The following is a 19,308-nucleotide window of genomic DNA, read 5'->3' on the forward strand; positions in this document are numbered from 1 at the left end:
GAGCCTGTCGAAGGGTGGGTTGGCCTGCGCGAACTGCGGGCAAAGAAAAAGGCGGCAGTGCCGCCTTTTTCCCAGCATCCTCCCGGAAGCCAACCGGCCCGGGATTCTGCGCCCGGTGCCGGACGTAATCCTTATTCCGCTTCGTCGTCCCCGCCGCCCATGATGACCGGGGTGTTCGAAGCCAGCATCGTGCCGGTGCCGTTCATGTAGGGGATCGGGTTCACGGCAACCCCGGCAACGCGCACTTCATAGTGGAGGTGCGGGCCGGTCGAGCGGCCGGTGGAACCGACGTAACCGATGATGTCGCCCTTCTTGACCTGCTGGCCGGCGGCGACGTTGAGGCGCGACATGTGGCCATAGCGGGTCTGCAGTTCGCCGCCATGTTCGATGGCGACATAGAGGCCATAGCCCGAGAACCAGTCGGCGCGGCTGATGACGCCGTCTGCCGTGGCATAGATCGGGGTGCCGATCGGCATGGCCAGGTCCACGCCCTTGTGAGCGCGGCGACCGCCGAGGACCGGGTGATTGCGCATGCCAAAGCTCGAGCTCAGCGAAGCGCCGTCAACCGGCATGCGCGAGGGGATCGAAACCTTGGCCGGGCCGAAGCTGGGAATGGCGATGCCGGCGGCAGGAGCAACGGTGCGAACGGGGGCAATCGCGAGCTGGCTGGTGCTGTCGTTCGACTTCCAGCCGTTGAACAGGCGGCGGAATTCCTCGTCACCGGCCTGGGGAGCCTTGGCGGCCTGCTGAGCCCGCAGCGGTGCGGTGACATCGGCATTGGCGGCGCTGTTGGCGAGTGCCGGATTGGCAAAGGTCATCGCGGCAATCGCGGCGACAGTGCCGGCGATGCTGCGAACCTTGGCAAAGAACGAAACTACGACCACTCAAACTACCTTATTCTGCGCCCCGAAATTCGGGGTTTGCGAACCCTGTTGGCCGAAACGGGAACCATTCCGGCAACTGATGTGTTGAGAGGTCGGTAAGCCCCCCGCCGTCTCGAGAGGGGGCCTAGCCGCGCTTAACCCGCCTGCACAACCCCGGCGTAGAAAGAGCGCGGTAAACCGGCTTCAAGGCGCGCCGAGTCGTTGAACGGAGGCTTCAGCGTGCCTGCGAAGTGCTGCGCAACCAAGCTTTTCCATAGGTTTTCCGGGCATTCGGTTCGTCGCTGCGCCAGGGCGATGAAATGTGTTGAACCGGTGCGAACGTGGGTAATTTCATCGTCAAGGATGCGACTCAGGATTTTCGCGCCGCGCGAATCACCTGCCGCCCGGACCCGCTCCAGGGTGGCCGGGGTGACGTCCAGCCCGCGCGCTTCCAGCACCATGGGCACGACGGCCAGCCGCGCGGCCACGTCGTGGGCTGTGGCGCGGGCTGCGTCCCACAGGCCGCTGTGCGCCGGAAGCACGCCGTAATGCGCGCCCATCCCGGCCAGGTGCCGCTCAATCAGCGCGAAATGCATCGCCTCGTCCGCCGCGACGGTCAGAAAGTCCGAGACGAACTGCCGTCCCATCTGCGCGCCGAACCGGCCCGCCATGTCCAGCGCCAGGTCAATCGCGACGAATTCGATGTGGGCGAGGGAATGCCACAGCGCGATCCGCGCCCGCTCCGATCCGCCGCGCCCGCGCTTGGGCATCTGGCTGGGCGGCAAGAGCTGCGGCGCGGCGGGGCGGCCCGGCTCTTCCGGCATGGCCAGGTCAAAGGCGAATTCCAGTTCGCCCTTGCGCCAGGCCCGTACCAGCGCCCGGGTCTGCATGACCTTTTCGCGCGGATCGCTTTCCAGCAGGGCAGCGCGAATCGCCGCGGCAACCGTTCTCACAGGGCCCTCATCAAAGGGCCCGCGCAGCCTCAAGCACTTCGGCGGCGTGGCCCTTGACCTTCACCGGGCTCCACACCCGCGCGACCTTGCCATCGGCTCCGACCAGCACGGTCGAGCGGACCATGCCCATGTAGGAGCGGCCATACATCGACTTTTCGGTCCAGAACCCCAGCGCATCGGACAGGCCGCCTTCTTCCGGATCGCTGGCGAGCGGCGCGGTCAGGCCGTGCTTGGCAATGAACTTCTCGTGCTTTTTCGGCGGGTCCTTGCTGATCCCCAGCAGGGCCGTGCCAGCCTTGTCGAAATCATCCGAAAGGGCCGAAAAGTCGAGGTTTTCGGTGGTGCAGCCGGGGGTGTCGTCCTTGGGGTAGAAGAACAGGACCAGCTTCTTTCCGGCAAAGTCGGACGGGCGCACGGCAGAGCCGTCGGGCGCGGTCAGGGCAATGTCGGGCAGGGTGTCGCCAGGGGCAATGCTCATCGATCGATCTCCAGTTCCTCGCCGAAGGTTGCCTGCCACGCGGCGGCCACCACGCGGCGCGATTCGGCCAGCTTTTCGGTCAGGCAGGTCCAATCGCCTTGTTCGCAGGCGCTGGCAAGCACGGCGCGTGCCGAAGCGGGCGGTTCTTCCCCATCGGGCATGAGCAGCCGCGCCGCGACCAGGAACCGCGCCTGGGTGCGGTGCGCTTCGCAGATCGCGGGATCGAGCTTGCCCGCCTCGGCCAGTGCGGCCAGCGCTTCCGGGATGGCCGGAGTCAGGCCGAGATGATCGCGCAGTTGCAGATAGTGGGTGATGAATTCGATATCGACCAGCCCGCCGCGCGCCAGCTTGATGTCGAGCGGCGTCCTGGCCGGTTTGTGCTGGGCCATGGTGGTGCGCATTTCCAGCACGTCGGCGCGCAGCTTGGCCGGATCGCGGTCCATTTCCAGGACTGAGCGGATCACCTGTTGCAGGGCAGCGCGGCCCGCTTCCGGTCCGTGCAGCACGCGGGCGCGGCCTAGCGCCATGTGCTCCCAGGTCCAGGCGCTTTCGCGTTGATAGCGCTCAAACGCGTCGATGCTGACCGAGATCGGCCCCTGCGCGCCGGACGGACGCAGGCGCGTGTCCACTTCGTAAAGCGCGCCTTCCGCCGTCGGCACCGACAGCGCTGCGACCACCCGCTGCGCCAGCCGGTTGAAATAGAGCGTTGCGCCCAAGGGCCGCGCGCCGTTGCTTTCGGACAGGTGATCGCCGGTGAACAGGAACACCACGTCCAGGTCGGACGCATGGGTCAGCACGCCGCCGCCCAGCCGGCCATAGCCCATGATCAGCAGGTCGCCGCCGGGAACCTTGCCGTGCACCCGCTCGAATTCGGTAGTCGCGGCGCGGGCCAGCACGGCCAGCGCGGCTTCGGCGACGCGGCACAGCGCCTGCCCGACCTCGATCGGGTCGCGGCTCCCCTCGATCAGCTGCACCCCCAGCTTGAAGCGCATTTCGCCGACGCGGCGGCGCACCCGGTCGAGCAGGCGCTCGTAATCGTCGTCCGCTTCCCCGCGTGAAAGCTGGGCGATCAACTCCTCGGTCGAACCCGGCAGGTCAAAGGCCGAGGCGTCGATCAGCGGGTCGAGCAGGTCGGCCCGGCGCGCCAGGGCATCGGCCAGCGGCGGCGCGAGGCCGAGGATGCGGGCGAGCAATTCGCCCAGGGCAGGCCGCGCCTCCAGCAGGCGGAACAGGTTGACCGCGCTGGGCAGATTGGTCAGCAATTGCTCCCAGCGCAGCAGGGCGCGCTCCGGCTCCGGCCCCTTGGCAAAGGCGGCGAGCAGGGGCAGCAGCATGGCATCGAATGCTTCGCGCGCGGCATCGCTGCGCAGGGCGCGCAGCTTGCCCGAACGCCAGCCCTCGATCTGGTCGCACAGGCCTGCGGGATCGGCGAAGCCCAGTTCGGCCAGCTTGTCGCGCAAGGCCGCGCCCTCCGGTGCGGGTACGGCGCGCGACGGGCTTTCTTCCGCATATTGGGCGATCAGGCGGTCATAGCGACTGCCGACCCGCTCGGTGATTTCCTCCAGTTCGGCGACCAGTTCTGCGCCGTGCGCAAATCCTTCCAGCCGCGCGACATTGTCCAGCGCGGCGGGATCGGTGGGGAGCGAATGGGTCTGCTGGTCGGCGACCATTTGCAGGCGGTGCTCCAAGGTGCGCAGCCGGTCATAGCTCTCGCCCAGCACCCGCGCGTCCTCGGGGTCGATCAGGCCCGCTTCGGCCAGGGCGTCGAGGCTTGCCCGCGTGCCCCGCAGCCGCAGCGAGGGGTGGCGCCCGCCGTGGATCAACTGGTGGGTCTGGGCAAAGAACTCGACCTCGCGAATCCCGCCGCGTCCCTGCTTCACGTTGAAGCCGGGGCCGGGGCGCGTCGGGCCGGTGTGGTTGGCGCGGATGCGCTGGGTCAGGCGGCCAATCTCGGCAATCGCGCCGAAATCAAGGCTGCGTCGCCACACGAAGGGGCGGATTGCGGCAAGGAAGCTCTCGCCAGCGGCAATGTCTCCGGCACAGGCGCGGGCGCGGATGAAGGCGGCGCGCTCCCAGGCGAGAGCCGAGCTTTCGTAATGCGACAGCGCCGCTTCATAGGGGATCGCCAGCGGGCTGACTTCGCTGGCCGGACGCAGCCGCAGGTCGACGCGGAAGACATAGCCTTCGTGGTCGACGTGGCTCATCAACTGCATCAGCGTGCGGGCCACGCGCTGCGCCGCTTCGCCCGGCTCGTCCCGCTCGCGCCGGGGCAGGGTGGCCGGGTCGTAAAGCAGGATCGGGTCGATATCGGACGAATAGTTCAGCTCGCGCGCGCCGTGCTTGCCCAGCGCCAGGGCAATGAAGCCGGCGGGTTCGGCATCGGGCACGCGGGTGCGGATCGCGGCGGCAATGGCCGCGTCCATCGAGCGGTCGGCAAAGTCCGACAGTTCCTCCACCACGCGCGCCAGCGGGAAGGCCCCGGCCAGGTCGCCGATCCCCAGCGCCACGGCCAGCGCACACTTTTCCCGCCGCAGGGCTGCGCCGGTATCCGGCGCGTCCTTGCCCGCAGCCTTGGCCCAGGCCATGGCCTGCTCGCCCTTTCCGGCGGCGAGCAGCTCGGCCAAGGCGGGGTGGCGATCCAGTCCGGTGGACAGGAACGGGGAATGGGCACGGGCCCGGTCAAGGGCGGAGGTCCAGTTGGCGCTCATCACCCAGCGCCGATGCCGCTTTGTGTCCGGGCAATCAAGTCGTTCGTCGGAACGGCCCTTGCGCGGGAGCAGGGGCTTTGCCAGACAGGCGCGCAATCCAACCCCCACAGATCAGGTTTTCCCATGACCCCGACCGCCAAGACGCTCGTCTCCATTGCCGCCCTATCCGCTGCCCTGTCCGCTGCCGCTGTTTCGGCCAGCACGGCCAAGGACGCCGCCTTTGCCATTCCCGCAGTGGCCGCGCCGCAGATCTCGGTCGAAACGCTCGATTCGATCACGCGCGAACTGTCTTCCGACGCTTACGAAGGCCGCGCCCCGGCCACGGCGGGTGAGGACAAGACGGTCGCCTATATCATCAAGCGCTTTGCCGAGGCCGGTCTGCAGCCGGGCAACAAGGGCAGCTGGACGCAGGAAGTGCCGACGCTGGAAATCACCGGGTCGAACTATACGCCGCTGACGGTCAAGGTCGGCGGACAGGCGCTGAGCTTTGCCTATGGCAACGATTACGTGGCGGGTTCTTACCGCGCCGTGCCGGAAACCCGCCTGGCCGATGCGCCGCTGGTCTTTGTCGGTTACGGCATCAATGCCCCGGAACTCGGCTGGAACGACTATGCCGGGATCGACATGAAGGGGAAGATCGCGGTCATCCTGATCAACGATGCGGACTATGACGCCAAGGACGAAACCGGCCCGTTCAAGGGCAAACGGATGACCTATTACGGCCGCTGGACCTACAAGTTCGAGGAAGCGGCGCGGCAGGGCGCGGCAGGCGCGCTGATCGTGCATGACACCTTCCCGGCGGCCTATGGCTGGAACGTCGTCCATTCGAGCTGGAGCGGCGCGCAGCTGTTCGTTCAGTCGGCCGACAACGGCATGAGCAACACCGAAGCCAACGGCTGGATCCAAAAGCCGGTGGCCGAAGCGATCCTCAAGGCATCGGGCCAGGATCTTGCCGCCCTGACCGCAGCGGCGCGGCAGCAGGGGTTCAAGGCCGTGCCGCTTTCGGCCACGGCCAGCTTCGGCTTTGACAATGCGGTGAAGAAGACCGTCAGCCGCAACGTGATCGGCATTCTGCCGGGCAAGAAGCGCCCTGACGAATATGTCCTCTACACCTCGCACTGGGATCACCTGGGCCGCTGCAATGCGGACAAGACCGGCGACGATATCTGCAACGGCGCGGTCGATAACGCGACCGGCATTGCGGCCATGACCGCCATTGCCGAAGCCAACGTCAACGCCGGTGCCGCCGACCGCAGCCAGGTGTTCCTGGCCGTGACCATGGAGGAATCGGGCCTGCTCGGTTCCAAGTTTTATGCCGAAAACCCGGTCTATCCGCTGGCCAGGACGGTTGGCGGGGTGAACATGGACGCGCTCGCGCCGGGTAGCGCGGCCCGCGACATCCAGGCGACGGGCGGCGACAAGTCGGAACTGACCGCCTACGTCAACCGCGCGATGAAGGACATGGGCCTTTACCAGTCGCCGGAAGAAAGCACGGAAAAGGGCTTTTACTACCGCTCCGACCATTTCAGCTTTGCCAAGCTGGGCGTGCCGATGTTCGCGCTGGGCCGGGGCAGCGACCTGGTCAAGGGCGGCAAGGAAGCGGGCCGCGCGGCGGCGGAGCGTTATACGGTGAACGACTATCACCAGCCGAGCGACGAATATGATCCCAGCTGGGACTGGAGCGGCCCGGTGCAGGATACGGCGCTGTACTATCGCCTGGGCCGGATGCTGGCCATGACCACGCATTGGCCGAACTGGCACAAGACCGACGAATTCCGCCTGATCCGCGACAAGAGCCTGAGCGGGAAGTAAGCGGATGACCGGAACGACCGTGCGGATGCCGCCCGAATGGCATCCGCAGCAGTGGCTGTGGATCGGCTTTCCCCACGATCCGGTCGAATGGCCGGGCTTCCTGGGGGCGGCGCAGGAACAGATCGCGGCTTTCGCCAGCGCTGTTGCCGATAGCGGACAGGAAGTGCGCCTGATCGTGCGCGACGAAGCGAACCGCGCTCGCGCCGCATCGCTTTGCTCGGCGGCGGTCAAGCTGGAAGTGCGCCGCTATGGCGATGTCTGGCTGCGCGACACCGGCCCCTTGGTGGTGCAGCGCGAGGGCAAGGCGCTGGGCCAGCGGTTCGGCTTCAACGGCTGGGGCGGCAAGTACCTGATGGACGGCGACCAGGAAATCGGCGCGGAACTGGCCCAAAGCGCCGGCCTGCCGGTCGCCGCTGCCGACTGGGTGCTGGAAGGCGGCGCGCTGGACTGCGATGGGACCGGGCTGGTCGCCACGACCGAGCAGTGCCTGCTCAACCCCAACCGCAACCCGCAGCTGTCCCGCGCGGAAATCGAGGCGCGGCTGGCGCGCGACCTGGGCTTTGACCGGGTGCTGTGGCTGGGTGACGGCCTGGTCAACGACCATACCGACGGACACGTCGACAACCTGGCCCGCTTCGTCGCGCCCAATGTCCTCGCCCTGCCGCGCGCGACCGGGGCGGACGATCCCAATGCGGCGATCTATGCCGATGCCAAGGCGCGGGCCGAAGCAGCGGGCGTGACCGTGCGCGAAGTCCCCTCGCCGGGCCGGGTGGAAACGGACGGGCGGATCGAACCGGCCAGCTACATGAACTTTGCCATCACGTCGAAGCTGGTGGTCGTGCCAACCTATGGCACCGCCCACGACGCGGACGGGGTGGCGGCCATCGCCGAACTGTTTCCCGACCGCGAGGTAGTGGGCATCCTGGCCGATGCGGTCCTGGCCGGCGGCGGCAGCTTCCACTGCGCCAGCCAGCAAATGCCGGTGATCTGAACCGCAGCGGCGTGAACCAATCCGGCTTCGACAGGCTCAGCCTGAGCGGAGTTAGTGGGGCAGCCTTAAAAACTCGCTCACCCTGAGCCTGTCGAAGGGTGTGTTGCGTGGCCTGGCTTTGACAGGCTCAGCCTGAGCGGGGGTTTGGGACGCAGCTGCGGCCAGCTTGCGCCGCCCCTTTGCGCCCTTCGCGCCTTTGCGCGAACCCTGCACCCGTCACCCCGGCGCAGGCCGGGGCCCAGTTGGCTTTGCACAAGGCCGAAGCGATGGACCAGAGGTTGACTTCCGCACGCCCGCAACATAGTTTCAGTTGAAACCAGTGTTGATTCCGGGAGCTTCCTTGCCATGGCCGACCTTTTCGAAAACCCGCTGGGCCTGGATGGCTTTGAATTCGTCGAGTTCTGCGCGCCGGAAAAGGGTCTGCTCGAACCGGTCTTTGCCGCCATGGGCTTTACCGAGATTGCGCGCCACCGATCGAAGGACGTGACGCTGTGGCGGCAGGGCGACATCAACCTGATCGCCAATTACGAACCGCGCAGCCCGGCTGCCTATTTCGCGCAGGAGCATGGCCCTTCGGCTTGCGGCATGGGCTGGCGCGTGCGCGATGCGGCCAGGGCCTATGCCGCCGCGATCGAACGCGGGGCCGAGCCGGTTGAAAGCCGCACCGGGGTGATGGAACTGCGCCTGCCTGCTTTCCGGGGGATCGGCGGTTCGATGATCTACCTGATCGACCGCTATGAAGGGCAGGAGCACGGCGACCTGTCGATCTATGACATCGACTTCATCTACCACCCCGGGGTGGACCGCCATCCGGTCGGCGCGGGGCTGAAGCTGATCGACCACCTGACGCACAACGTCTATGGCGGGCGCATGGCGCACTGGGCCGCGTTTTACGAGCGCATCGCCGGTTTCCGCGAAATCCGCTATTTCGACATCAAGGGCGAATATACCGGCCTGACCAGCAAGGCGATGACCGCGCCCGACGGCAAGATCCGCATTCCGCTGAACGAGGAAGGCGCGGGCGGCGGCGGCCAGATCGAGGAATACCTGCGCGCCTATAATGGCGAGGGGATCCAGCACATCGCCTTTGCCTGCGACGATCTCTACGCCGCCTGGGACAAGCTGCAGGCCTTGGGCACGCCCTTCGCGCCCGCGCCGCCGGTCACCTATTACGAGATGCTGGACGAGCGCCTGCCCGGCCACGGCGAGCCGGTGGACGCACTGCGCCAGCGCGGCATCCTGCTGGACGGTTCGACCGAGCACGGCGATCCGCGCCTGCTGCTCCAGATCTTCAGCCAGACCATGATCGGCCCGGTGTTCTTCGAATTCATCCAGCGCAAGAAGGACGAAGGCTTTGGCGAGGGCAACTTCACCGCCCTGTTCAAGTCGATCGAGGCCGACCAGATCCGCCGCGGCGCGCTGCAAGTGGAAGGGGCGGAACAATGAGCACCGCCCCCAGCCTGAAGCGCATCCACCACGTCGCCTATCGCTGCAAGGACGCGAAGGAGACGGTGGAATGGTACCAGCGCGTGCTGGGCATGGAATATGTCACCGCCTTCAGCGAGGACAAGGTGCCCTCGACCGGCGAGGACGATCCCTACATGCACGTCTTCCTCGATTGCGGGGGCGGCAATGTCCTGGCCTTTTTCGAACTGCCGCAGCAGCCCGACATGGGCAAGGATCCGAATACCCCGGCCTGGGTCCAGCACCTCGCTTTCGAGGTTGAGGACCTGAACGCCTTGCTGGCGGCCAAGGCTCATATCGAGGCGCAGGGCGTGGACGTGATCGGGCCGACCTATCACGGCATTTTCCGCTCGATCTATTTCTTCGATCCGAACGGGCACCGGCTGGAGCTGGCCTGCAACATCGGCACGCCGGACCAGCACGCCGAACTGCGCGCCATTGCCCCGGCGATGCTGAACGAATGGGCCGCCACCAAGCGCGCCCCGCGCCACGCCGCCTGGCTCCACGAAGACCCGGCAGAGCGCGGCGACACGTAGGTTCGGTTTCCTTGTCGGGCTGGGCCCCGGCCTGCGCCGAGGTGACGATAGTTACCAGCCCCGTCACCCCGGCGCAGGCCGGGGCCCAGCCCGATAGAAACAATTCCGCAACCGCTTCGAGACGTAAAGCCCTTTCCAAATCCCGCGCCCGCGCTATGGGCGCAAAATGGGTTTTGGGATGAAACTGGGGGTAGTGTTGGCTGCGGCGCTTGTGGCGCAACCGGCATGGGCGCAGCGCGCGGGGGAAAACGCGGCAACGCAATCGAGCGATGCCTTTGGCCGCTCGGTCGGGCAGGACAAGTCCGGCCTCTATTCCAGCGACGACGTGCGCGGCTTCAATCCGGTCGATGCGGGCAATGTCCGGCTGGAGGGGCTCTATTTCGACCAGGTCGACAAGCTTTCGACCCGCCTATCGGATGGCAACACGATCCGGGTCGGCCCGGCGGCGCTGCGCTATCCGTTCCCCGCGCCGACCGGCCTGGTCGACTATTCGTTGACCCAGCCGCGCGGGCTTGCCAGCTATAGCTTCAACCTGGAAGACGGCGGGGCCAGCAACGGCGGGATCGGCGGCTCGTTCGAATTCAAGCAGCCGCTGGATGGCGAGCGGCTGGGCCTGTCGGGCGGGTTCGGCTGGCGCAACGCGCATCGCTGGGAAGGCGGCTATGCCAAGTACCGGACCGTGGGGGCCACCTTGGGCTGGCATCCGACCGACCGCGTCAGCGTGCTGCTTTTCGGCGGCGCCTTCTTCTTCCGCAGCGACGAGGCGCGGGCGACCTATTACCCCGCAGCTCCTGAACTTCCTCCGCAGCTGCCGCGCGGGATCGACCTGAGCCAGCCCTGGGCGCCGCGCAATGCGACCAACTGGGCCTATGGCGCCGTGGTCAAGGCGCCGCTGGGCGGCTTCGGGCTGGAAGCGGGGCTGTTCTACAACGGACGGACGCAGGACACGACCTTCGCCGACCTGCTGTTCGGGGTGCGCAGCGATGGCAGCGTGGCGCGGCGGCGCGTGATTGCCGATGGCAACAACCGCGATGCCTCGCTGTCCGGAGAGGCCCGCCTGATCAAGCAGTGGCAGCACGGCGATATCAGCCACCGCCTGATCGCCAGCCTGCGCGGCCGCGCCCGTGACCGGCGCTTTGGCGGCAGCCAGTCGCTCGACCTGGGCCCCAGCACGATCCTGGCCCCCGATATCCGCCCAGAGCCGAGCTACACGCTGGGCCCGAAAAGCTTCGATACGGTGCGGCAGCTGACCTGGGGCGCGTCCTATTCGCTGGTCCGGGCGGGCCACTTCGGCTTTGACGCCAGCATTTCCAAGACCAGCTACCGCAAGGCGATCGACTTTGCCGATCCCGCGCTGAACGATCCGGAGACGCGCGAAGGCCCGGTCATGTGGAATGCGGGAGGGACCGTGAACCTGACCCGGCCCCTGTCCTTCTATGCCGGGATCTCGCACGGCATGGAGGAAGCCCTTGCTGCGCCCGAAGTCGCAGTCAACCGGGCCGAAGCGCCCCCGGCAATCCATACCAGCCAGGTCGAAGCCGGGATCAAATATGCCTTGTCGCACCAGCTGACGCTGATCGCGGGCGGCTTTTCGATCACCAAGCCCTATTACAACCTGGACCCTGCCTCGCGGTATCGCCGCCTGGGTGACCTGCGCAATCGCGGGGTCGAACTGTCGCTGACCGGGCAACTCTGGCCGGGCCTGACGGTCGTGGGCGGAACCATGCTGCTCGACCCGCGCATATCGGGCGAAGCGGTGGAATCCGGCCAGATCGGACCGCGTCCGGTGGGCCAGATCCGGCGGCGCTCGGTCCTGACGCTCGATTGGCGCGAGGGCCAGGGCCATGGGCCGCTCTCGCTCGACCTGTCGCTGGAAAGCCTGTCGAGCCGCACCGGCAATGCCGCCAACACCCTGTCGGCACCGGCGCGGGCCGTGCTGAACCTGGGCGCGCGGTATCGCTTCAAGCTGGCCGGGGGAACCTGGCTGGTCCGGCCGGTCCTGCTCAACGCCTTCGACAAATATGGCTGGAACGTGTCGTCATCCGGCGGCTTCACCTATATCCCGCCGCGCGCCGCGACCTTGCAGGTTATCGCCGACTACTAATCGCGCGCGGACTTGGGGTGCGGTTTCCGGATAAAACAATCTACACCGGACGCGGCAGGGCGGTGGTGGCTTTCATCTGCTCCATCGAAAAGCTGGAGCTGACGTCGGCAATGTCCGGCACCGCGGCGATCAGCTTGCGGTAGATCCGGTCATAATGGGCAATGTCGCGCACCACGATCTTCAGTAGGTAATCGACGTCCCCGGCCATGCGGTGGCACTCGCTGATTTCCTCGATCCCGGCCACGCCCTTGCTGAAGGCCTCCAGCCAGGCCGGATCGTGGCGCTGGGTGCGGATCGAGACGAATACCGTGGTCGCCAGCCCCAGCTTGGCCGCATTCAGCAGGGCGACGCGGCGGGCGATGATCCCGCTATCCTCCAGCCGCTTGATCCGCCGCCAGCAGGCATTGCTGGACAGGCCGACGCGTTCCCCCACTTCGTGCACGGGGAGCGAGGCATCGTCCTGGACCACGCGCAGGATCGCCCAGTCAATCGAATCAAGTTGCGCCAGATCGCTATTCATTGGGAGAATCTAACCGCAGGAATGGCAAATGGCCAGAAAAACGGCGATGAAATCGCACTGGCCATGCGGCATACCTGTGCTGGCAACAGAGGGAAGTCGCATGGATCCGGTCAAGCTGTTTACCGAACACCCCGCCAGCGTGGGCGAAAGCTATGGCGAGCACCTGGTCATGGCCAGCGGGTTCGGCTTGCGGATGATCGCGGGCGGGATTGCCTGCCTGATCCACGGCCTTCTGCCGTTCCTGTTCGTCAAGACCGGCAGCGCGCAGATTGCGCAGCTGCACGACACCATGGTCGCCAATCGTCGCCGCAAGCCGCTGCCTGCGGTGCTGGACTTCGTGATCTAAAGCAGCAGGACGGCAAAGCCCAGGGCGCAGGCAAAGCTGGCCAGAGTGGCCGTCGCCACCGGCACGACCGAGCGCCAGCCCACTTCCAGCAGCAAGTCCATCCGGCTGCGCATGGCCGTGGCGGTAACCGCCAGCAGCAGCAGCGTCTTGGACGCGGTCAGGCCCGTTTCGGCCACTGGCGCCGGAACCGGGATCAGGCTGTTGAGCGTCACCACGCCCAGGAAGGCGAGGATGAACCAGGGCAGGGCCAGCCGCCGCCACAGCGGTTGCTCCGCACTTTCGTTTGATGGTCCGATGGCCAGGCTGGTCAGGGCGACCAGCGGGGCGAGCAGGGCCACGCGTGCCAGCTTGACGATGGTGGCCTGGCTGCCCGCCGCGTCGGAAAAGGCATAGCCGCCGCCGATGGCCTGGGCGACATCATGAATCGAAGCGCCGATCAGGAACCCGGCCTGCGCATCGCTGAGCGATAGCTGCGCGGCGAGCATCGGATAGATCGTCATGGCCAGGGCACTGGCCAGCGAGACGCCGACCAGGGTCAGTGCGAATTGCGCCTGGCTCAGCCGTTCCTTGCCGATCACGCCATAGAGCGCGAGGGCCGCGCTCGCCCCGCAAATTGCGGTCGCCCCACCAGAGAGCAACCCGGCATAGCGCGATTGCCCGGCAAGGCGCGCACCGGCGAGGCCCGCCAGCAGCGTGACCGCCATGACCGCCAGCAGCGCGATGAACGGCGCCACGCCCAGCGCGCCGATCTGTTCAAAGGTCACTTGCAGGCCCAGCACCACGATCCCCCAGCGCAGGCAGGTGCGCGAGGCAAAGTCGAGTCCCGCATGGGTGCGCGGGTCTTGCGATACGAAATTCAGCGCCAGCCCGACAAGCAGGCCCAGCAGGATGATGGGAAAGCCGTAATGGCCGGACAGCCAGGCCGCAGCGGCAGCGGCCACGCCGCACAGGGCCAGACCGGGGAACAGCGGCGGGCGCTTCTTCTTGCCGCCAGCCGCTTCGCGCGCGGCCAGTTCCATTTCGCCGAACAGGTCACCGCCGTGGGGCAGGTTGTCCCAATCGACCGTCTTCAGATTATGCTGCATCACTTCCCCGCATGGCCGGCTGAAGGCCGGTTCTGTCCTGCGGTGTCATATGCCAAAAACAGCGGGATGGCAAAGGCCAATCCCGCTGCTTTTGCATGGTCCGCTCAGTGGTCGCCCAGGCCCTTGTCCTCGTTCGCCCGCTTGATCACGTAAAGGCGGATCGCCTCGATCTGATCGGGGTTGAACTGGTCCTTCCAGGCCACCATCCCGTTCTGCTTGAGCAGGCCGTCGTGAACGATTTCCTGCCACAGCTTGGGATTGTTCAGCGCGACCGAGTGGCGCAGGTCCGGGTTCAGGGCCCCGGCCACAGCCGAAGCGCCGTGACAGACCGAGCAGCTGTTGGTGTAGAGCTTTTCGCCCAGGGCCAGTTGCTGCGGCGTGCCGGACGGCGGCGGGGGATCAAGCTTGCGCTCGGCGCTGGGCGGCGGCGCGGGCAGCTGGCCCTTGGCGCCCAGCTTGAACACGACCAGGCGGCTGATGTTCGGCGTGATCTTGCTGGTTACCAGCTTGCCTGCCGAAACGTCCCACACGCCGCCCCAGCCGACCAGCACGGCGACATATTGCTCGCCGTCGATCGAATAGGTCATCGGTGCGGCCAGAATGCCGCTCTGGGCGTGGAACGACCACAGTTCCTTGCCGGTATCGGCGGTATAGGCCTTGAAGTCGCCCAGCGCAGTGCCCTGGAACACCAGGTTGCCCGCCGTGGCCAGCGTGCCGCCGTTGGTTGGCGTCTGCTGGGGCACGCGCCACTTCACCTTGCCCGCGACCGGATCGAAGGCGACCAGTGCGCCAGTCATCGCCTTCTTGGTGGCGGCGCGGACATTCTTGTCTGCCGGCAGGTTGCCCGCCGTTGCGTCGATGCCCAGCTGGAAGCCGGTCTTGCCCGGTTTCCAGTCCGGATCGTGGGCATAGACCTGCGGGGTATTGTTGGTCGGGATATAGACCAGCCCGGTCTTCGGGCTGTAGCTCATCGGCGTCCAGCTATGCGCGCCGACCGCGCCGGGGAAGCCCAGGAACGGCTTGCCGGTGCGCTCGTACTGCGCTTCGGGATTGACGATCGGGCGGCCCGTCTTGGGGTCGAGGCCCTTGGCCCAGTTGATCCCGTCGACAAACGGATTGCCCGCGATGAAGGCCCCGGTCTTGGCATCCAGAACGAAGAAATAGCCGTTCTTTGGCGCGTGCATCACCACGCGGCGGGTCTGCCCGCCGATGTTGAGGTCGGTCACGGTGATCTGCTGGTTGGAATCGAAGTCCCAGCGGTCTTCCGGGGTTTCCTGGAAGTGCCAGACATATTCGCCCGTATCCGGCTTCACCGCGACGATCGAGGCGGTGTAAAGGCTGTCGCCCGCGCCATCGGTGTTGCGATAGGCCGGGTTCCACGGTTCGGCATTGGCCGTGCCGAAATAGACCAGGTCGGTGACCGGGTCATAGGTGATCGAATCCCATACGGTGCCGCCACCGCCCAGCTTCCAGAAATCGCCGCTCCAGGTCTTGACCGCAGCGTCCAGGTGCTTGCCGTCCTGCGGCTTGGATGGGTCGCCGGGTACGGTGTAGAAGCGCCAGGCCTGTTCGCCGGTCTCCGCATCGAAGGCGGCCAAGTAGCCACGGGTGAAATATTCCGCCCCGGCCGAGCCGATCAGCACCTTGCCCTTCACCACGCGCGGCGCGCCGGTGATCGCCATGTGCGATCCTTCGGGGATGGTCAGCTTGTCCCACACGACCTTGCCGGTCTTTTGATCCAGCGCGACCAGGCGGCCATCGAGCGTGCCGACATAGACCTTGTTGCCATACAGCGCGACGCCGCGGTTGACCGCGTCGCAGCACACGTCGACCAGCTTTTCGCGCGGCACCTTGGGGTCATAGGACCACTTCAGCGCGCCGGTTTTCGCGTCATAGGCCTTCACCATCGACCAGGCGGTGGTGATGTACAGCACCCCGTCATGCATCAGCGGGGTCGCTTCCTGTCCGCGCGCCGTATCCAGGTCGGCCGACCAGGCGAGGCCAAGCTGGCCCACGTTCTTGTCGTTGATCTGGTCCAGCGGGGAAAAGCGGGTTTCCGCGCGGTCATAGCCATAGGTCAGCCATTCGCCCACCGGCGGCTGGGCAATCATCGCATCGGTAACGCCCTCGGTCGGCGGGGCGGAAACCTTGTTCCCGCACGCAGCGAGTGGCAGCAGCGCGGCGAGCGCGAGCAGTTTCAATCGCATTCCAGTCCCTCTCCTCATGCCGGCCTTGGGGCCGGTCAGTCCGGTCATCCGTCGTGACGGTCCCCATCGGACCGGCCCGGCGAATTCGCGGCTATCTTGCATGGAGGTTGTGCAGGAATCGAGTCCATAAATGCAACTTATTTCGCGCCCTGCCCGACGTGTCCGAACGAGCGGGTTGAGATCGCCCGGCGCAAGGCTAAGCTTGCCTTTGGATGGGGCGAGGAGAACACCGATGTGCGATGAATTTACCGCAATTGAGGAAGAAACGGCCCTTGCCGCCAAGGGTCTGAGCCGCCGCGAATTTGCCGCGATTGGCGCTGCCGGGGTTCTGGCCGCCTGCACCGGGACCGAGTCCGAGGCCAAGGGCCGCGCCCTGACCGAGGCGATGGTTTCCGTGCCCACGCCTGATGGCACTGCCGATGCCTTTTTCGTCCATCCGGCCAAGGGAAAGCATCCCGCCGTGATCCTGTGGCCCGACATTGCCGGCCTGCGCGAAGCTTACAAGGAAATGGCGCGGCGGCTGGCGGCGGATGGCTTTGCCGTGCTGGCGGTCAACCACTACTACCGCGCGGCCAAGGCGCCCTTGCTCTCCACCATGGCCGAATGGCGCAGCCCGGCGGGGCAGGAAAAGCTGAAGCCCGCGATTGCCACCCTGTCGCCCGCCAATACCGTGCGCGATGCGGGCGCTTTCGTGACCTGGCTGGACGGCCAGCGCGCGGTGGACAAGCGCCGTGGGATTGGAACGCAAGGCTATTGCCAGACCGGCTCCTTCGCGATCCGCAGCGCGGCTGCCCTGCCGCAGCGGATCAAGGCGGCGGCATCGTTCCACGGCGGCGGGCTGGTCACGGACAAGCCGGACAGCCCGCACCGGCTGTTCCAGCAGAGCCAGGCCGGGTTCCTGATCGCCATTGCCCGCAACGACGATGCCAAGGCCCCCGCCGACAAGGACGCCCTGCGTGCCGCTGGGCAGGCTTCGGGCCGTCCGGTCGAGGTGGAAGTCTATAACGCCGATCATGGCTGGTGCACGCTGGATGCGCCGGTCTACGACAAGGCCGAAGCAGACCGTGCCTGGGCGCGATTGCTGGCGCTGTACAAGGGGTTGTGAGGCGGGGCGAGGTGTGAATGGCCTAGCGTTTACACCCGTCACCCCGGGCTTGACCCGGGGTCCCGCTTTGACGGTGGGCTGGGAAAAAGCGGGACCCCGGATCAAGTCCGGGGTGACGTTGTTTTGAACCGTTCCTCAGCGCCTCTGTGATCTCAGCGCTCTCTGCGCGAACCCCTTCCATCCGTTCGTCCTGAGGAGGCGGTGAAGCCGCAGGCTGAAGCGCCGTCTCGAAGGACTGCGTAAAACGCCGTGGTTCGAGACGGCCCCTCAACCTCCGGTTTCGGGACCTCCTCACCACGAACGGGGTTAAACCAAAACCTGCTCAGCCCTCCATCCGCGGAAACACGCCCAGGCCCTTGTCCGTGCCGCACAGCCGGTCCCAGAAGCGGAAGTAGAGGCCGTAATTGCACCGGTAGCGGTCATGGTGCAGCTGGTGGTGCGTGGCGGTGATCAGCCAGCGCCCGGCGCGGCCATGGACCAGCCAGCGGGGGAACATCTCCCAGCCCATGTGATTGCTCACCCCCATCAGGGTCATGACCAGCAGCAGCGCCATGACCACGCCGCTGTGCAGGGGCAGGATGAAGACCAGCGCCGGAATGACGAAAGCACCGGTCAGCGCCTCGCCGGGGTGAAAGCTCATCGCTGCCCAGGCGGTGGGCGGGCGGCTGTCGTGGTGCACGGCATGGATCGCCCGGAACACGCGCGGGGCGTGCATCCAGCGGTGGGTCCAGTAGAACCATGTGTCGTGGAGGAACAGGCAGAGCAGGAACGATACCGGCATCCACCACAGCGGATAGGCGGCCGCATCGTCATAGATCCGGGTCCAGCCCCGCGCTTGCCAGCCCCAGGCGACGATCCCGGCGGGCAGGCCATAGATCACCGCGCTGGCCAGCGACCAGCCAATCTCGCGCCGGATCTGGGAGGCAAGGCCGCGATGCAATCCGGGGAAGCGCCGCGTCCCCAGCCATGCGAACAGGCCGCTGGTCGCCAGATAGCGCAGCGCCACGATTGCCACCATGGCCAAGGCCGCAAACAGGGCCGCGAGAATGCCGGTGCCTTGCATCACTGCCCGACTAGCATCCGCCGCCGGTCAGGGCGACTGGTCCCTTGGGGAAGGCCTCAGGCAAATTCCTCGGTGTCGATGGTCGCCTGCATGGCGGGGCTGTAACGCGGCCCGGCGACCGTCTCGCGGTTGATCAGCGAGTCCAGCTCCGCCGCCAGTTCGGCACTCATCTGCCAGTCCCAGCGGGCGATGTTCTCTTCCAGGTGCGGGATCGAGGCGGTGCCGGGGATCGTGACGACATGGTCGCCCTGGGCCAGCACCCAGGCCAGGCTGAGCTGCGCCGGGGTTACCCCTTCGCGCGCGGCGATGGCGTTGAACCGGTCGATCAGGGTCAGGTTCTTCGGCCAGTTTTCGGCATTGAAGCGCGGCATGGTGCGGCGCAGGTCCTTCTCGGCCAGGGCATCGACATCGCGCACCCCGTTCGCCAGCACGCCGCGCCCGACCGGCGAAAAGGCTACGAAAGCGATGCCCAGTTCGCGGCAGGTGTCCAGCACCGCGATTTCCGGATTGCGCGACCACAGCGAATATTCGGTCTGGACCGCAGCGATGGGTTGAACCGCATGAGCTTCGCGGATGTGCGCGGCGGACCATTCGGAGACGCCAACGCTGCCGACTTTCCCTTCGGCCACCAGTTCGGCCATGGCGCCCATCATCTCGGCAATCGGCACCTTGGGATCGAAGCGGTGCATGTAGTAGAGATCCACCCGGTCGGTCTGGAGCCGCTGGAGCGATGCGTCGATATTGCGGCGGATCGCCTCGGGCGAACAATCGATCCCGCGGCTGGGCCCATCGACCACGATGCCCATCTTGGTCGCCAGGAAGAACTGGTCGCGCCGACCCTTCAGGGCATTGCCAAGCAGGGTTTCATTGTGGCCCAGCCCATAGATATTGGCCGTGTCGAGGTGGTCATAGCCCAGGTCCAGCGCGCGGTTGAGCAGCCTTGTGCCGTATTCCTCGTCGCACCGGGGGCCATAGCCCCAGGACAGCGACATGCAGCCCAGGCCAATCGGATTAAGCGGCTTTCCGGCAATCGAACGCGCGGCGGTCATTTCTGGCAATTCCTTCGAAACGGG

The 19,308-nt window shown here is 66.5% G+C and carries 16 protein-coding genes; 7 read left to right on the forward strand and 9 right to left on the reverse strand.

What is annotated here, in order from left to right; translation table 11 throughout:
* Positions 1 to 131: 131 nt before the first annotated feature.
* The 4 genes from ACQKOE_RS06675 to ACQKOE_RS06690 form a co-directional block, all read right to left on the reverse strand.
* The gene (locus ACQKOE_RS06675; protein WP_427512084.1) at positions 132 to 884 is read right to left on the reverse strand and encodes a M23 family metallopeptidase; all 753 of its coding nucleotides are present in this window, start codon (positions 882 to 884) and stop codon (positions 132 to 134) included.
* 134 nt (positions 885 to 1,018) lie between these two features.
* Entirely contained in the window at positions 1,019 to 1,816 is a 798-nt protein-coding gene (locus ACQKOE_RS06680; RefSeq protein WP_427512085.1) for a ferritin-like domain-containing protein, read from the reverse strand.
* A 10-nt stretch (positions 1,817 to 1,826) separates the two neighbouring features.
* Complete coding sequence (locus ACQKOE_RS06685; protein ID WP_427512086.1) at positions 1,827 to 2,294, reverse strand: peroxiredoxin; 468 nt, start codon at positions 2,292 to 2,294, stop codon at positions 1,827 to 1,829.
* Positions 2,291 to 5,002, reverse strand: coding sequence for a bifunctional [glutamine synthetase] adenylyltransferase/[glutamine synthetase]-adenylyl-L-tyrosine phosphorylase (locus tag ACQKOE_RS06690; RefSeq protein WP_427512087.1), 2,712 nt, complete (start codon positions 5,000 to 5,002; stop codon positions 2,291 to 2,293). Before ACQKOE_RS06690 ends, ACQKOE_RS06685 begins: the two co-directional genes overlap by 4 nt.
* 123 nt (positions 5,003 to 5,125) lie before the next feature.
* On the opposite strand from ACQKOE_RS06690, the gene ACQKOE_RS06695 reads away from it, so the two are divergent.
* The 5 genes from ACQKOE_RS06695 (at position 5,126) to ACQKOE_RS06715 (ending at position 11,909) form a co-directional block, all read left to right on the forward strand.
* Positions 5,126 to 6,814, forward strand: coding sequence for a M28 family metallopeptidase (locus ACQKOE_RS06695; protein ID WP_427512088.1), 1,689 nt, complete (start codon positions 5,126 to 5,128; stop codon positions 6,812 to 6,814).
* Between the two features lie 4 nt (positions 6,815 to 6,818).
* Positions 6,819 to 7,805 (forward strand): agmatine deiminase family protein, encoded by a 987-nt coding sequence (locus tag ACQKOE_RS06700; RefSeq protein ID WP_427512089.1) that lies wholly within the window; start codon positions 6,819 to 6,821, stop codon positions 7,803 to 7,805.
* Positions 7,806 to 8,150: 345 nt separating this feature from the next.
* A complete protein-coding gene (hppD, locus tag ACQKOE_RS06705; protein ID WP_427512090.1) occupies positions 8,151 to 9,251 on the forward strand; it encodes a 4-hydroxyphenylpyruvate dioxygenase in 1,101 nt (366 codons plus the stop codon).
* Positions 9,248 to 9,805, forward strand: coding sequence for a VOC family protein (locus ACQKOE_RS06710; protein ID WP_427512091.1), 558 nt, complete (start codon positions 9,248 to 9,250; stop codon positions 9,803 to 9,805). Before hppD ends, ACQKOE_RS06710 begins: the two co-directional genes overlap by 4 nt.
* A gap of 178 nt (positions 9,806 to 9,983) precedes the next feature.
* Positions 9,984 to 11,909, forward strand: coding sequence for a TonB-dependent receptor domain-containing protein (locus ACQKOE_RS06715; protein WP_427512092.1), 1,926 nt, complete (start codon positions 9,984 to 9,986; stop codon positions 11,907 to 11,909).
* A 40-nt stretch (positions 11,910 to 11,949) separates the two neighbouring features.
* Here ACQKOE_RS06715 and ACQKOE_RS06720 read toward each other — a convergent pair whose 3' ends face one another.
* Positions 11,950 to 12,429, reverse strand: a complete 480-nt coding sequence (locus ACQKOE_RS06720; protein WP_427512093.1) for an Lrp/AsnC family transcriptional regulator — start codon at positions 12,427 to 12,429, stop codon at positions 11,950 to 11,952.
* A 100-nt stretch (positions 12,430 to 12,529) separates the two neighbouring features.
* Between ACQKOE_RS06720 and ACQKOE_RS06725 the strand changes: the two genes are divergently transcribed.
* The gene (locus ACQKOE_RS06725; protein ID WP_374592069.1) at positions 12,530 to 12,775 is read left to right on the forward strand and encodes a DUF6356 family protein; all 246 of its coding nucleotides are present in this window, start codon (positions 12,530 to 12,532) and stop codon (positions 12,773 to 12,775) included.
* Here ACQKOE_RS06725 and ACQKOE_RS06730 read toward each other — a convergent pair.
* The gene (locus tag ACQKOE_RS06730; protein WP_427512094.1) at positions 12,772 to 13,860 is read right to left on the reverse strand and encodes a YeiH family protein; all 1,089 of its coding nucleotides are present in this window, start codon (positions 13,858 to 13,860) and stop codon (positions 12,772 to 12,774) included. The two genes, ACQKOE_RS06725 and ACQKOE_RS06730, sit on opposite strands and share 4 nt — an antisense overlap.
* A 104-nt stretch (positions 13,861 to 13,964) precedes the next feature.
* Positions 13,965 to 16,067 (reverse strand): PQQ-dependent dehydrogenase, methanol/ethanol family, encoded by a 2,103-nt coding sequence (locus ACQKOE_RS06735; protein ID WP_427512095.1) that lies wholly within the window; start codon positions 16,065 to 16,067, stop codon positions 13,965 to 13,967.
* Positions 16,068 to 16,299: 232 nt separating this feature from the next.
* Between ACQKOE_RS06735 and ACQKOE_RS06740 the strand changes: the two genes are divergently transcribed.
* Complete coding sequence (locus tag ACQKOE_RS06740; RefSeq protein ID WP_374592063.1) at positions 16,300 to 17,172, forward strand: dienelactone hydrolase family protein; 873 nt, start codon at positions 16,300 to 16,302, stop codon at positions 17,170 to 17,172.
* Between the two features lie 322 nt (positions 17,173 to 17,494).
* Here ACQKOE_RS06740 and ACQKOE_RS06745 read toward each other — a convergent pair whose 3' ends face one another.
* Both ACQKOE_RS06745 and ACQKOE_RS06750 read right to left on the reverse strand, forming a co-directional pair.
* Entirely contained in the window at positions 17,495 to 18,235 is a 741-nt protein-coding gene (locus ACQKOE_RS06745) for a sterol desaturase family protein (RefSeq protein WP_427512096.1), read from the reverse strand.
* A gap of 56 nt (positions 18,236 to 18,291) precedes the next feature.
* On the reverse strand, positions 18,292 to 19,284 hold the full coding sequence (locus ACQKOE_RS06750) for an aldo/keto reductase (RefSeq protein WP_427512097.1): 993 nt from the start codon (positions 19,282 to 19,284) through the stop codon (positions 18,292 to 18,294).
* Between the last annotated feature and the right edge of the window lie 24 nt (positions 19,285 to 19,308).

The sequence above is a fragment of the Novosphingobium sp. NPDC080210 genome (assembly GCF_050281025.1).
Lineage (GTDB): Bacteria > Pseudomonadota > Alphaproteobacteria > Sphingomonadales > Sphingomonadaceae > Novosphingobium.